Source organism: Roseateles cavernae (assembly GCF_040187885.1).
Lineage (GTDB): Bacteria > Pseudomonadota > Gammaproteobacteria > Burkholderiales > Burkholderiaceae_C > Roseateles_E > Roseateles_E cavernae.
Genome location: NZ_JBDPLH010000012.1, coordinates 21,642 through 34,809, shown reverse-complemented (window position 1 = coordinate 34,809; position 13,168 = coordinate 21,642). Strand labels below are relative to the sequence as shown.

Below are 13,168 nucleotides of genomic sequence, written 5' to 3'. Positions count from 1 at the left end.
GCGGCTTAGCGCTTGGCGACCGAACGGTTGCCCATCAGCACGCCGTGCAGGTCGGCAGCGAAGGCACGCACCTGGCCCATCACGGCCTTGTTGCGGTTGACCAGCCAGTTGTAGCCCAGCACGGCCGGCACGGCCACGCCCAGACCGATGGCGGTCATGATCAGCGCTTCACCCACCGGGCCGGCAACCTTGTCGATCGAAGCCTGGCCGGCCACACCGATGGCGGTCAGCGCTTGCAGAATGCCCCACACCGTGCCGAACAGGCCGATGAACGGCGAGGTCGAACCGACGGTGGCCAGGAAGCCCAGGCCGGTCTGCACGCGGCTGTTGACTTCGCCGACAGCGCGCTCGACGTTCATCGTCACCCAGCTGCTGTGGTCGATGTTCTCGGTCAGCGCGCCTTCATGGTGCTCGGACGCCTCGATGGCCGACTCGGCGATGAAGCGGAATGCGCTGCCTTCCTTCAGGCCCTTGACGCCTTCGGCCAGGCTGGCCTTCTTGAAGAAGGTCACGCGCACGCTCTTGGCTTCGGTCGCCAGCTTCTGGGTGTCCCACAGCTTGGTGATCAGGATGTACCAGCTGCCCATGGACATGATGACCAGCAGCAGCAGCACGCCCTTGGACACGGCATCGCCGTGGTCGATCATGGCCTTCAGGCCGTAGGGGTTCTCGGCCGGCTCGGCCTTGGCAGCGGGAGCGGCCGGGGCGGCAGCATCAACCGCTGCGGGCGCGGCGGTTTCCACCGGTGCGGAGGCGGCGTCAGCGGCTTGGGCGTGAGCGGCCAGAGGGGATGCAGCCAGGGTCGCGGCAAATGCGATTGCGGCGAACAGGCCGGAGATACGAGAGATCATGGAGTCAACTCCTACGCAATAGAGATCGAGAGATCGGTTGTCGGTTGAGAGGCACCGGGGCGGGCCGGTTGCCAGGAAATGGGGTCTTGCTTATTCGATGCGGAACTGGAACTCCTGCTCGAACACATGGTCGCCCGGGCATTCGTACGTGCTTTGCAGCGTGTCGGTGATGGCGGCGATCAGGGCGCGCTGCACCTTGCGATCATTGCCACCGCGCATCTGCGAGCTGGTCACCTCGATCGCGCTGACGCGACCGGCCTTGACCGTGGCCAGCACCTTGAACAAGGCATCACCACTCCAGTTGACGGCCGGCACCTCGGGCTTGCCCATCTTGGTGCAGACCATGCCGGCCGTGATCTTGGCGGGCTTGGCCACCGGTGCGGGCGCCGGTGCCGGTGCCGGCGGTGGCGCAGCAGCCACCTCACGCGTCGGCGGCGGGGTGTTGCTGACCGGTGCCTGGATGGCATTGGGCGGCGGCGGCGCCGTCACCTGCACCTCGGGCGGCGGCACGAACGGCGGCGGCGGTGCCTTCATGTCCGGCGGCGGCGGCACGACCTTCTCGGGCGGCGGCGGCGGCTTGACCTTCTCCTCCACCACCTTCACATCGATCGGACCCTTGATCGCCTCGACGGCCTTGCGGGCCAGACCGCTGGCCAACGCCCAGATGATCAGCACGTGAATCAAGATCACGAGGCCGATACCTGTAAAGCGGGACGCCCCTTGCTTCTCCTGCGCAAAGTTCATGCGCGCTCCTTCATAAGACTGCGAAACTTTTTCATCGACATATGCGGGGAGTTCGGCTCTACACAGCGCCTGCCTAGAAACCTACGAGCCCCAACTCAGACCGGAGCTCGGAGCAGTTCTTGCCGGCTGTGCGAGAGACTGCACCAGACACCAAGGGCGGGCACACAGGCGCCGTTCGCTGGCTGCCGCAACATGCTTGCGGCTCGGGTGCATCTGCTGGCTGCAGAATGGACATCACAACTCATCACTCGGGGCACGATGGGAACCCACACTCAACAAAAATGCCCACTGGCTTGTGGCCCGCGGGCGGTTCTTCAAGTCGGAACAGCGTTGTAGTCAAACTACAAAACACCGCACCATGAAGCGGCCTAGATCATAAACGAGTTGACCCGGCCAACCGGCATGGGGCTTACCCGAGCTGACCAAGCCCTTACACACTGAAACTCCGGCGTCTTCTGCTCTTCACTTTCAACGCCGAACCCACAGTGGTATCTTACTGGTACTTTCACCGGCGGACCGGCCTAAGAATTCAGGGTTTTCACCATGAACCCCGTGAAACAGGGTGCTGAGCGCCCGCGCGGCGCGGCCTCAGCCTGCGACGCCGGCCTGCGCCTCGCGGTGCTGCACCCGCGGCACCGCCGCCAGCAGCGTCCGCGTGTAGTCGCTCTGTGGACGTCCCAGCACGGCAGCACAGCCACCGGCCTCGACGATACGCCCCGACTGCATCACCGCCACCTCGTCGGCGATGTACTCGACAACGCCGATATTGTGGGTGATGAACAGATAGGACAAGCCGCGCTCGCGCTGCAAATCGCGCAAGAGATTGAGAATCTGCGCCTGCACCGACACATCCAGCGCCGAGGTCGGCTCGTCGCAGACGATCAGGCGCGGCTCCACCGCCAGCGCCNGCCGATATTGTGGGTGATGAACAGATAGGACAAGCCGCGCTCGCGCTGCAAATCGCGCAAGAGATTGAGAATCTGCGCCTGCACCGACACATCCAGCGCCGAGGTCGGCTCGTCGCAGACGATCAGGCGCGGCTCCACCGCCAGCGCCCGCGCGATCGCGATGCGCTGGCGCTGGCCGCCGGAGAACTCGTGCGGAAAGCGCTCCAGTGCATCGCGCCGCAGGCCCACCTGGTCGACCAGCAGCTCCAGATTGCGCCGCCGCGCCGCCGCATCGAGATCGGGCCGCAAGGCCTGCACGCCCTCCTCCAGCAGCTCGTAGACCCGCATGCGCGGGTTCAGCGAGGCAAACGGGTCCTGGAAGATGATCTGCACTTGGCGGCGCGCCTCGCGCAGCGCATCGCCTTGCAAGGTGAACAGATCCTGCCCGTTCAGCAAGGCCTGACCCTCGATCTGGGCCTGGGTGCGCAGCAGCTGCACGATGGCCTTGCCCGAGGTGGTCTTGCCGCAGCCGGATTCGCCCACCAGGGCCAGCGTGCGGCCCGGCAGGATGCGGTAGGACACATCGTCCACCGCATTGAAGTAGCGCGGCGCGCCGCGCTCCAGCAGGCCGCGCTTCAGGGCAAAGCGCACCCGCAGATGCCTGACCTCCAGCAGCGGTTTGTCCGGGTCGCCGGCCGGCGCGGCGGCCCGTGCGAGCGCAGCCGCCACGGCCGGCACCGGCAGCGCCTCGCCGGGGTGCGTGTAAAGCCGGCAGCGCACCTGGTGGGTGGCGCTCAGCGCCGTCAGCTCGGGTACCTGGTCGTGACAGGCCGGCATCACCCGGTCGCAGCGCGGCGCGAAGCGGCAGCCGCTGAATGCCATCCACAGCGGCGGCACGGTGCCGGCAATCGCGGCCAGGGCCTCGCCGCGCTTGGCCGCGTCCGGCAGCGCCTGCAGCAGCAAGCGCGCATAGGGATGCTTGGGCGCGGCGAAGAACTCCTCGGCCGGCGCCACCTCGACGATCTGGCCCGCATACATCAGCGCGACCTGGTGCGCCATGCCAGAGACCACGCCCAGGTCGTGGGTGATCAGCAGCACGCCCAGCTGGCGCTCACGCTGCAAGTCCTTCAGCAGATCGAGGATCTGCGCCTGGATGGTCACATCCAGCGCCGTGGTCGGCTCGTCGGCGATCAGATAGTCGGGCTCGGCCGCCAGGGTCATCGCGATCATCACGCGCTGCTTCTGGCCGCCCGACAGGCGAAACGGATACTCGTCGATACGGCGCTCGGGCTCGGGAATGCCGACGCGCTTGAGCCAGTCGATGGCCTTGGCCCGCGCCGCCGCGCCGCGCAGCGGCGTGTGCGCCTCGATGGCCTCGACGATCTGGGCCCCGACCCGCATCACCGGGTTCAGGCTGGTCGAGGGCTCCTGGAAAATCATGCCGATGCGCCCGCCGCGCACCTCGCGCATCTGCGCCTCGGGCAGGCCGAACACATCCTCGCCTTCCAGGTCCAGCCGCCCGGCGGTGATGCGACCGTTGTCGGGCAGCAAGCGCATCAGGGCCAGCGCCGTCATGCTCTTGCCGCAGCCCGATTCGCCGACCAGCGCAAAGGTCTGGCCGCGCGTGATCGCCAGGCGCATGCCGTCGATCGCGCGCACCAGGCCGGCATCGGCGTCCAGCGCCACCTTCAGATCTTCAATCTTCAACATGGCTTCTTACTTCTTCGCAAGAGACAGCACGCGCGGACGCAGGCTGCGCGAACGCGGATCGAAGGCGTCGCGCACGCCGTCGGCGAACAGATTGGCGGCCAGCACCAGGGTCACCATGAAGCCGAAGGCGGCCACAAAGCTCCACCACACCACCGGGTCGCGCGACATCTCGGAGCGGGCCAGATTGATCATGCCGCCGAAGCTGTTCATGCTGGGGTCGACACCGACGCCCACATAGGTCAGCACCGCCTCGTAGAGGATCAGCTCGGAGAAGCTCAGCACCACGGTGATCAGCACCAGGTGCATCACATTGGGCACGATGTGGCGGGCCATGATGCGGCCATGGCTGACGCCGAAGGCGGTGGCCGCCTGCACATAGTCGAGCTCGCGCAGCTTCAGCGTTTCGCCCCGCACCAGCCGGCACAGCCCGGCCCAGCCGGTCACGCCCAGGATCACGCAGAGCAGGAACATCTTCAGGTCCGAGCGCTCGGCGCCGGTCTCGAACAGCTCCGGGTTCTTGTCGAGGAAGACCTGCACCATCAGCACGCAGGCGGCGATCAGCAGCACATTGGGCACCGAACTCAAGGTCGTGTAGATGTACTGGATCAGCTCGTCGACCCAGCCCTTGAAGTAGCCGGCCAGAATGCCCAGCACCAGGGCCAGCGGCAGGGTCGCCAGCGTCGAGATCGCACCGATCACAAAGGCCGTGCGTATGCTTTTGAGCGCCTGGTAGAGCACATCGTTGCCGGTGCGGTCGGTGCCGAACACATGGTAGTGCCCCATCAGCGCCACCGTCGGGCCGACCAGCAGCAGCACCGCGCCCAGGGTCAGCAGCAGCGCACGCAGCGGGTAATGGGTGCGGTCGGCCAGCAGATCGCGCCAGGCCCGCGCAAAGCCGCCATGACCACGCGCGAGCGCCGCCGCGGTGGCCAGGGCCGCCAGCAAGGCCAGCAGCAGGCCGGCGGCCATGCCGCCGAGCGTGCGCCGACCGACATCGCCGGCCCAGTCGGCCGCCGGGTCCGACAGATGCGCGCCGCCAAAGCTCAGGCGCGGAAAGTCGCGCGCGGTCTGGCCAGCCGCATCGGTGACGCTTTCCTTGTTCAGGCCGACATAGGCCAGCGGCGCCGAGTAGGTGGTCTCGCGCATCTCGATCTGGCGCGCCAGCGCCAGGTCCAGCAGCGACTCGGTGCGGGTGTCGTAGAAGACCTGCGCGTTCTGCGCCGGCAGCGCGCGGCGGAAGTGCATGCTGTCCAGCGCCGTGACGAGCAGGAACAGCAGCATCACCAGGCCGGCCGAGGCGGCGGCCGGGTCGCGCAGCACGCGGCTCCAGGTGGCGCGCAGCGTGGGGTGCGAACGGACGCGCAGGACATAGGCGAGCAGCGCGGCGAACAAGGCCCACAGCGCCACATCGGTCCACAAGAAAACAAGCTTGAATCCCATGATGGTCAGCGATCTATCCGTTCAGGCCAGACGCACCCGGGGGTCGACCCAGGTGTAGGCGATATCGATCAGCGCATTGGTCGCGATATAGAGCACCGCGCCGAGGAAGACCATGGTGCGCACGATGGCGAAGTCCTGGCCGGTGATGGCCTCGATCACGAAGGCGCCCAGGCCGGGGATGCCGAAGAAGCTCTCGAACACCAGGCTGCCCATGAAGACATAGGGCAGATAGGCGCCGGCGCTGGTGATGATGGGGATCAGCGCATTGCGCAGCACATGGCGGAACAGCACGATCTGCTCGGACAGGCCCTTGGCCCGCGCGGTGCGCACATAGTCCTTGCCGACCTCCTCCAGGAACATCGCCCGGTACAGCCGCGCCTCGCCGCCCAGCCGCGCCAGCAGCGACAAGGCGATCGGCAGGGCCAGGAACTTGATCGCGTCCAGGCCCGGCGCATAGCCGTTGATCGGCACCAGCTTGAGCAGGCGCGAGAAGAAGTACTGGCCGACGATGATGTAGAACAGGCTGGAGATCGACAGCATCAGCACGCACAGCACCACGCCCCAGAAATCGATGCGCGTGTTGCGGAAGAACACCAGCATCAGCGCGAAGGCGGTGCTGACGATCACCTGCAGGATGAACAGCGGCACGGCCAGCTGCAGGCTGACGCCCATGCGGGTCTTGATCTCGTGGCCGATATTGACGGCCTGGCGCGCGTCCGAGCGGCCGAAGTCCAGCATCATCAGCGAGACCGAGCGCTCCCACAGAATCGTCTTGGTGAGCTTGGCCGAGCCGGCCTCGGCCTCGTTCCAGTACAGCGGCTTGTCATAGCCCCGCTCGGCCTTCCACTTGACGATCTGCTCCTGGCTCACGCGCTTGCCGCCGATGTTCAGGCGGGCCATATCGTCGGGCGTGTTGACCGAGAAGAACAGGAAGAAGGTGAACAGGTTCACCCCTATCAGTATCAGCAGGCCGTAGCCGAGACGGCGGATCATATAGCTCAGCATCGCTCGTCCCTCAGGCAACGGTCTGCGGTTTGACATAGCCACGCGCGGTGGCCTGCTCGCGGGCGCGGAAGCTGCGGCGCGTGGTCCAGACGATGGCGGCCGCACCGCCGATCAGCAGCAGCAGCGGCCACCAGATCGGCCGGTTCCACTCGGCCTGCCGGCTCGCGCGCATCTGCGCATCGACGCGGTAATAGCGCGCCATATCGCGCACCATGATGCCGGGCTTGCCGTTGTAGACCCAGGGCTGGAAGGCCAGGCCCACATAGGGCCAGTAGCCCCAGGCCCAGGGTGAATCCTCGCGCACGAGGCGCACCATCTGGTCGATCACCTGCTGCTTCTCGGGGCCGTCGTCGATGCTTTGCAGCCGGCGGTACAGGCGGTCGTACTCGGGGTTCTCGTAGTTGGCGGCGTTCTCGCCCTCGTGCTTGGACTTGCTGTTCGGGCCGTAGAGCAGGAACAGGAAGTTCTCGGCGTCCGGGTAGTCGGCCAGCCAGCCCCACCAGAAGATCTGGTGCTTGCCCTTGATGACCTTGTCCTGGAACTGGTTGTAGTCGGTCGCGCGGATCTCCAGCTGCACGCCCAGCTTGGCGAACTGCTTGACCATCCAGTCCAGCTCGGCCTTGATCTCGGGCGTGGTGGTGCGCTGGTAGTCGTAGTTCAGCACCAGCGGGCGGCCGGTCTTGGCGTCGCGGCCATCCGGGTAGCCGGCCTCGGCCAGCAGTTTCTTGGCATCCGCTATCGGGCGGCGCACGACCTCGCCATTGACCAGATGATGGGTCACCGGATTGAAGCCCTCGGCCGTGCCCTCGCGCGAGCCGAACACGCCCGGCGGCACCGGCCCGTGGGCCGCGACCCCGCCCTTGGTGCGGAAGATGCGGCCATAGCCCTCTTCCCAGTCGATCGCGATCGACAGCGCCTGGCGCAGCTTGCGGTTCCTGGCCTGCTGCTCGGGCGTGTCGCCCTTGCCGACCACCGGGTCCATCCAGTTGAAGCCCAGGTACCAGCTGTTGATGTCGGTGACCAGCGGGAACTTGAAGCCCTTGGCCTGGTAGGCAGCCTTGACCTCGTCGGAGTCGTCCATATCGACCTGGAAGTCCACACCCCATTCGGGCCGCTCGATCTCGGGCACGTCCAGATAGCCCTGCTTGAACATCTCCTTGCGCGGCACCTTCTCCTTGATGATGGTGGAGACGATGGTGTCGACGAAAGGCATGGTCTTGCCGCAGTCGTCCAGCAGGCCGGCCTTGCGGTCGGCCTCCGAGCCCTCGCAGGGATAGATGTCACCGCGATAGTTCGGATTGCGCTTCATCACATGGCGCCGGTCCTGCACATACTCGGTCATCATGAAAGGCCCGGTGCCGATCGGCCACTGGTTCAGCGACAGGCTGTTCTCGCTCATGCCGGGCTGGGCATAGAAGGCATCGGCCTCCCAGGGCAGCGGAGAGATGAAGGTCATCGCCATCCAGTACTGCCACTGCGGGTACTTGCCCTTGATGCGCACGCGCAGCGTGTGGCTGTCGATCGCCTGCGCGCCCTCCAGCGGCCATTGGCGGAAGTCCAGGAAGGGCTTGTCGCGTATGGTCTCGGGCAGGCCCTTGAGCAGCTTGGCGTTTTCCTCGCGCACCAGCTTGCCGTAGTCCTTCAGCCCCAGCACATACTCAGAGAAGATCGCATAAATCGGCGCCTCAATGCGCGGCGTGGCATGGCGCTTGATCGCGTAGACATAGTCCTCGGCCACCATCTCGCGCGTGCCCTGCACCTCGAAGTCCCAGGGCGAGCGCTTGTCGCCCAGCTGTTCGCGGCTGAGCTTGTGATAGAGGTAGTTGCCCTTGGCATCGGTGGCCAGCGCCGGATGCGGCGCGTACTTGATGCCCTTCTTGATCGCGATGTCGTAGACGCTTTGCGCGATCTGCTCGGCCGGCGCATCGTCGGGCAGGCGCTTGCCGTCCTTGTCCAGGTAATAGGGCTTGACCACCTTCTCGGCGGCCTTGGGCACCAGCTCGTAAGGCCGCTTCAAGTAGTGATAGGCGTAGAGCGGCTCGTAGATCTGGTAGGTGTAGACCGACTCCGGATTGCTGTAGGAGGCAATCGGGTCCAGATAGCGCGGCGAGCGCTCGTCGAAGGAGTTGTAGAGCGTGTTGTCCGCGGCGGCGCCGAGCGGATAGGGGCTGTTGTTGCAGGCCGCCAGCAGCAGTGCGGCGGCGGCGCTGAGGCCCAGACAGATGCTGCGGCACCATTGTTGGCCACGTCCAAGCCCATGCATGTAAAACCCCTCCAGAGCGGCCATCGCAGACCGGCACCTGCGTAAGGTGTCGGCGCGGCGGCAATGAAAAACAACGAGCCTCCGGCACCGGCGGCTCGTGACCGCGTGCTCTGGAGGCAAGGCCTGCATCATATCGGTTGTGCTGGTCGCGGCGGCGCAAGCCCGGCCCGGGGATACCAGCAGTCACCCCATATTCCGGGGATGACGAAAGTCAGGTCTCAATGGTGGTGGTGCTCGTGATGCTGATGACCCTGGTGCTGATCGCCACCCCAGGCCAGCAAGGCCTCGCGGCCCTGCACCAGCATGTCCACCTTGACACCGACCGGCAGGCTGACCTTGGTCGGCACATGGCCGAAAGGCAGGCCGGTGAAGATCGGCGTCTTGCTGCGCGCGCGCACCGCCTCGATCGCGGTCTTCAGCGTGTAGCCGCGGTCCAGCGGCGACTTCTTCCAGTCGCTGAACTCGCCCAGGATGATGGCCTTCTGCGCGTCCAGCACACCCGCCTGCTGCAGCTGCAGCAGCATGCGCTCGACCCGGTAGGGGTGTTCGTTGACGTCTTCGAGAAACAGGATGCCGCCCTTGACCTTGGGGAAATGCGGCGTGCCCAGCATCGAGCTCAGCACGCAGAGATTGCCGCCCCACAGAACGCCGCGGGCCTCGAAGCCGTCATGACCGGCCTCGCAGCGAAAGCCCACCGCCTCCAGCAGCCCGTCCATGGCCTCGACAAAGCAGTCCTGGGTCACATCATCGACCCCACCCTCCTCCGCGCTGCGGCCGAAGTCGTAGCAGGCCAGCGGGCCGGCCCAGCTGGGCGACTTGGTGTGCGCCAGCAGGCCCAGATGCAAGGCCGTCAGATCGCTGTGACCGACCCAGCGCGTGCCGTGTTCGACGCTATGGGCCAGCAGCTTCCAGTCGATCGCGTCCAGCAGCCGTGTCATGCCGTAGCCGCCGCGGCTGGCCATCGCGATACTGGGCGCCGCCTTGGCCACGCGGTGCAGCGCCGCCAGCCGGGTCGCGTCATCGCCGGCAAAGCGCTGGTGCTTGGCCAGCGCATCGGCGTCGATGCCGACTTCGAAGCCCAGCTTGGCCAGGCGCTTGGCGGCACGCTTGAGCGGCTGCGCCTGGGCCAGCACGCCGGCGGGGGTGAAAAGAGTCAGGGTGTTGCTCATGGGGGGATGTCGTCCAGATGGCGGGCCTCGCCGGTGGGGATGGCCTCGGGTTCCTGAGACCGAGCCGCGGCACGGCGCTGGCGCGCCGCCTCGCGCCGCTCGGCAAAAAATTCGCGCAGCAGCTGCGCCGCAGGCTCGGCCAGCACGCCGCCCTGGATGCAGGTGTGGTGGTTCAACCGGCCTTCGGCAAACAGGTCCAGCACCGAACCGGCCACGCCGGTCTTGGGATCGGGCGCGGCGAACACGACGCGCTTCAGGCGCGCATGCAACATCGCCATCGCGCACATCGCGCAGGGCTCCAAGGTCACATAGAGCTCGCACTCGGGCAGGCGGTAATTGCCCAGCAGGGTCGCGGCATGGCGCAGCGCGACGATCTCGGCATGGGCGGTCGGGTCATGCGTCGTGATCGGGCGGTTGTAGCCGGTCGCGATCACCTGGCCGGCGCGCATGATGACCGCGCCCACCGGCACCTCGCCGACCAGCCAGGCGTTGTGGGCCTGGTCCAGCGCCAGGCGCATCGCGTACTCGTCGGTAGCGGAGGAGGAAGAGGTGGTGTTCATGACGGCCGGGCAGTGTAGCAACAGCTATCCTCGCGGCCATGCAAGATGCACTGTTTCCGGACGAGGCGCCGCCGCTCGCGAAGGCGCCCGCCGCACGGGTCCGACCCCAGCCCATCGATGAAGAGCAGGCGGCGCTGGCGGCCGCGCTGCCGCCGCTGGCCTATCTGGGCAGCTCCTCCTGGACCTATCCCGGCTGGGCCGGTCTGGTCTGGGACAAGTCCTATTCGGAAAGCCTGCTGTCCAAGCACGGCCTGGCTGCCTACAGCCAGCAGCCGCTGCTGCGCGCCGTCAGCATCGACCGCGGCTTCTACCGGCCGCTGACGGCCAGCCAGTACCAGCGCTATGCCGAGCAGGTGCCGGCCGGCTTTCGCTTCACCGTCAAGGCACCCAGCCTGGTGGCCGATGCGCTGGTGCGCAGCGAGGACAGCGGGCGCGGCAAGCAGCTCAACAGCGCCTTTCTGAACCCGGCGCTGGCGGTGCAGGAGTTCGTGCAGCCGGCGCTGGAAGGCCTGGGCGGCAAGATCGGCGCGCTGGTGTTCCAGCTGAGCCCGCTGCCGCCCAGCCTGCTGGCGCGCATGCCCGAGCTGCTGGAGCGGCTGCGCCTGATGCTCAAGGCCCTGCCCGCGCTGCGGCCGGCGGCGCCGGATGGCGTGATCGCAGTCGAGGTCAGAGACCCGCAGTGGCTGAGTCCGGACTTCGTCGCCGTGCTGCGCGAGGCCGGCGCCACCTACTGCCTGGGCCTGCACCCCAAGCTGCCGCCGATCGAGGAGCAGCTGCCGCTGCTGCGCGCGCTGTGGCCCGGCCCGCTGGTCTGCCGCTGGAACCTGAACCGCCTCCACGGCCCTTTCGGCTACGAGGACGCGCAGAAGCGCTACGGCGATTTCGACCAGCGCCTCGACCCCGATCCGCACACCCATGCCTTGCTGGCCAAGGTCGTGCGCGGCACCACGGCCGCCGGCCAGCGCGCCTATGTGACCATCAGCAACAAGGCCGAGGGCTGCGCGCCGCTGACGGTGCGGGCGCTGGCGCGCGAGATCGTCGATCCCTGCCCGGCTCAGGGCTGAGCGTCGGAGGCCCGCGAGCCGGCCTGCTCCATCGCCTGCTGCAGCTGCTGGCGCACCGCCTGCGGTGCGTTGATCGGCGCGCTGGCTGCCGTCGGCGCGGCGGCCGGCGCCAGCTGGGTGGCCTGTTTTTTCATCACGGCCAGCACGATGGCCATGACCACCACCAGGCCAAGAATGCTCAAGGCTGCACGCATCGCTACCCTCTCCTGCTGCACGTCAAGGCCGGCGCCAGCCGCCGGCGGCAACGACGATTGTGCTTCGGAACCAGCCGCGGCCGATCAGGCGCGCAGCGGCCAGCGCGCCAGCGGCACATGGCGATGCTGGCCGATCAGGCTGTTGACCAGCACCAGCTCGTCGGCCCGCCAGCCCAGTGCCTCGATCGGCCGCTGCGGCACCAGCGCATCGTCATAAAGAAGAGTCAGATGCGGCGTGAAACTGCCGGGCCTGGCCAGCCCGGCGCGCGCCAGCACCTCGCCCAGCTGCCGCCGCAGCTGCCTGACGGCATCCAGCCCGCTGCCGCCGCCCAGCACCAGCGGGCGGTTCCTGGCGTTCTTGCGCTCAAAGCTGAGCAGGTGGTCGAAATGCAGCGCCAGCGGCGCACAGCGCAGCGTGGCGGCCGCAGCCTCGGCGGCGGCACGCTCGCGCTGCGGCAGACCGACGAAGTCGCCCAGATGATGCAAGGTGATGTGAAAGCGATGCGAATCCTGCGGCCGCCCCTTCAGGCCGAGCTCGGTGCGCACCCGCGAAGCCAGCGCGGCAATGCGCAAGGCCGTCGCGGTGTCCGGATACAGCGCGAAGAAGAGCCGGTGGTCGGGTGCCATGCACCGAGTCTACGGGCGCGCCAGAGCCGGAGCGGCCGAAGCCGACAAAGACCGGCCCGATCGGCGGAGCCGGGTTCTGACTTATCTCAGCGGCCAGCTCGCCAGCTGCTGATGTTCACCGCTGGCGAGCCGGGTGTTCATCAACAGCAGCTCGCCGACCCGCCAGCCGACCGGCCCGAGCGGCTGCGACTCGACCGGGATCTTGTCTTGCAAGAGCGTCAGCTGCGGAGTGAAGGCGGCGTAGCGGTAGAGCTCGGCCGCCTTCAAGGCCTTGACCAGCGCCTCGTGCAAGGCTTTCAGCGGGCCCAGCGGCTCACCGGCCTGCAGCACGCAGGGCAGCTGCCTGGGCTCGCGGCGTTTCAGGCTGACGGCGCGGTCCAGCACGATGTCGAAGGCCGGCACCTCCAGCGATGCGGCCGCGGCCATCGCCTTGTCGACCAGGGCCTGCGGGAAGCGGGCGAAGTCACCCAGATGATGGAGCGTGATCAGGAATTGCTCGGCGGGCTGCAGCGGGCCGGTCAGGCCCTGCTCGGCACAGAGCTGGCTGCGCAGGGCCATGATGCGCTCGCTGGCGGCCGCTTCGGGGCGGATCGCGAAAAACAGCCGGTCGGTGATATTGGACATGGGACTCAGGAAAGAAGTTCGAACCGACCG

The 13,168-nt window shown here is 67.2% G+C and carries 12 protein-coding genes and 1 pseudogene; 1 reads left to right on the top strand and 12 read right to left on the bottom strand.

The genetic code is table 11. From position 1 onward, the window contains the following. Positions 1-5 precede the first annotated feature (5 nt). The 9 genes and pseudogenes from ABGI63_RS22910 to tadA form a co-directional block, all read right to left on the bottom strand. On the bottom strand, positions 6-851 hold the full coding sequence (locus tag ABGI63_RS22910) for a MotA/TolQ/ExbB proton channel family protein (protein ID WP_137942210.1): 846 nt from the start codon (positions 849-851) through the stop codon (positions 6-8). A 90-nt stretch (positions 852-941) separates the two neighbouring features. After that, positions 942-1,541 carry an ABC transporter substrate-binding protein gene (locus tag ABGI63_RS22905; protein WP_349744859.1) on the bottom strand — a complete coding sequence of 200 codons (600 nt, stop codon included), beginning with the start codon at positions 1,539-1,541 and terminating at the stop codon, positions 942-944. A gap of 642 nt (positions 1,542-2,183) precedes the next feature. Next, positions 2,184-2,501 (bottom strand): annotated as a pseudogene (locus ABGI63_RS22900) (ABC transporter ATP-binding protein); the annotation flags it as partial. After that, positions 2,477-4,192: an ABC transporter ATP-binding protein gene (locus ABGI63_RS22895; RefSeq protein WP_349744858.1), complete on the bottom strand. Its 1,716-nt coding sequence runs from the start codon at positions 4,190-4,192 to the stop codon at positions 2,477-2,479. The pseudogene ABGI63_RS22900 and the gene ABGI63_RS22895, both read right to left, overlap by 25 nt. 6 nt (positions 4,193-4,198) lie before the next feature. Next, positions 4,199-5,632, bottom strand: coding sequence for an ABC transporter permease (locus ABGI63_RS22890; protein WP_349744857.1), 1,434 nt, complete (start codon positions 5,630-5,632; stop codon positions 4,199-4,201). Positions 5,633-5,653: 21 nt separating this feature from the next. Beyond that, positions 5,654-6,637: an ABC transporter permease gene (locus ABGI63_RS22885; protein ID WP_137942206.1), complete on the bottom strand. Its 984-nt coding sequence runs from the start codon at positions 6,635-6,637 to the stop codon at positions 5,654-5,656. 10 nt (positions 6,638-6,647) lie between these two features. Continuing rightward, positions 6,648-8,900, bottom strand: a complete 2,253-nt coding sequence (locus tag ABGI63_RS22880; protein ID WP_349744856.1) for an ABC transporter substrate-binding protein — start codon at positions 8,898-8,900, stop codon at positions 6,648-6,650. Positions 8,901-9,118: 218 nt separating this feature from the next. Then, positions 9,119-10,069, bottom strand: coding sequence for an LD-carboxypeptidase (locus ABGI63_RS22875; protein WP_349744854.1), 951 nt, complete (start codon positions 10,067-10,069; stop codon positions 9,119-9,121). Next, entirely contained in the window at positions 10,066-10,629 is a 564-nt protein-coding gene (gene tadA / locus ABGI63_RS22870) for a tRNA adenosine(34) deaminase TadA (RefSeq protein ID WP_349744853.1), read from the bottom strand. The genes ABGI63_RS22875 and tadA overlap by 4 nt, the downstream gene beginning before the upstream one ends. A 38-nt stretch (positions 10,630-10,667) precedes the next feature. Between tadA and ABGI63_RS22865 the strand changes: the two genes are divergently transcribed. Continuing rightward, positions 10,668-11,693 carry a DUF72 domain-containing protein gene (locus ABGI63_RS22865; RefSeq protein WP_349744852.1) on the top strand — a complete coding sequence of 342 codons (1,026 nt, stop codon included), beginning with the start codon at positions 10,668-10,670 and terminating at the stop codon, positions 11,691-11,693. On the opposite strand, the gene ABGI63_RS22860 is transcribed toward ABGI63_RS22865, so the two are convergent. The 3 genes from ABGI63_RS22860 to ABGI63_RS22850 all read right to left on the bottom strand — a co-directional run bounded on the left by ABGI63_RS22860 (position 11,684) and on the right by ABGI63_RS22850 (position 13,138). Beyond that, positions 11,684-11,887, bottom strand: coding sequence for a hypothetical protein (locus ABGI63_RS22860; protein ID WP_349744851.1), 204 nt, complete (start codon positions 11,885-11,887; stop codon positions 11,684-11,686). The two genes, ABGI63_RS22865 and ABGI63_RS22860, sit on opposite strands and share 10 nt — an antisense overlap. An 84-nt stretch (positions 11,888-11,971) precedes the next feature. Then, positions 11,972-12,514 carry a 2'-5' RNA ligase family protein gene (locus tag ABGI63_RS22855; protein WP_349744850.1) on the bottom strand — a complete coding sequence of 181 codons (543 nt, stop codon included), beginning with the start codon at positions 12,512-12,514 and terminating at the stop codon, positions 11,972-11,974. Positions 12,515-12,595: 81 nt separating this feature from the next. Next, positions 12,596-13,138, bottom strand: a complete 543-nt coding sequence (locus ABGI63_RS22850) for a 2'-5' RNA ligase family protein (RefSeq protein ID WP_349744849.1) — start codon at positions 13,136-13,138, stop codon at positions 12,596-12,598. Between the last annotated feature and the right edge of the window lie 30 nt (positions 13,139-13,168).

Coding starts and splice junctions, on each gene's coding strand:
- ABGI63_RS22910 (WP_137942210.1), bottom strand. CDS start 851: ATGATCTCTCGTATCTCCGGCCTGTTCGCCGCAATCGCATTTGCCGCG.
- ABGI63_RS22860 (WP_349744851.1), bottom strand. CDS start 11,887: ATGCGTGCAGCCTTGAGCATTCTTGGCCTGGTGGTGGTCATGGCCATC.
- ABGI63_RS22880 (WP_349744856.1), bottom strand. CDS start 8,900: ATGCATGGGCTTGGACGTGGCCAACAATGGTGCCGCAGCATCTGTCTG.
- ABGI63_RS22855 (WP_349744850.1), bottom strand. CDS start 12,514: ATGGCACCCGACCACCGGCTCTTCTTCGCGCTGTATCCGGACACCGCG.
- ABGI63_RS22850 (WP_349744849.1), bottom strand. CDS start 13,138: ATGTCCAATATCACCGACCGGCTGTTTTTCGCGATCCGCCCCGAAGCG.
- ABGI63_RS22890 (WP_349744857.1), bottom strand. CDS start 5,632: ATGGGATTCAAGCTTGTTTTCTTGTGGACCGATGTGGCGCTGTGGGCC.
- tadA (WP_349744853.1), bottom strand. CDS start 10,629: ATGAACACCACCTCTTCCTCCTCCGCTACCGACGAGTACGCGATGCGC.
- ABGI63_RS22865 (WP_349744852.1), top strand. CDS start 10,668: ATGCAAGATGCACTGTTTCCGGACGAGGCGCCGCCGCTCGCGAAGGCG.
- ABGI63_RS22875 (WP_349744854.1), bottom strand. CDS start 10,069: ATGAGCAACACCCTGACTCTTTTCACCCCCGCCGGCGTGCTGGCCCAG.
- ABGI63_RS22885 (WP_137942206.1), bottom strand. CDS start 6,637: ATGCTGAGCTATATGATCCGCCGTCTCGGCTACGGCCTGCTGATACTG.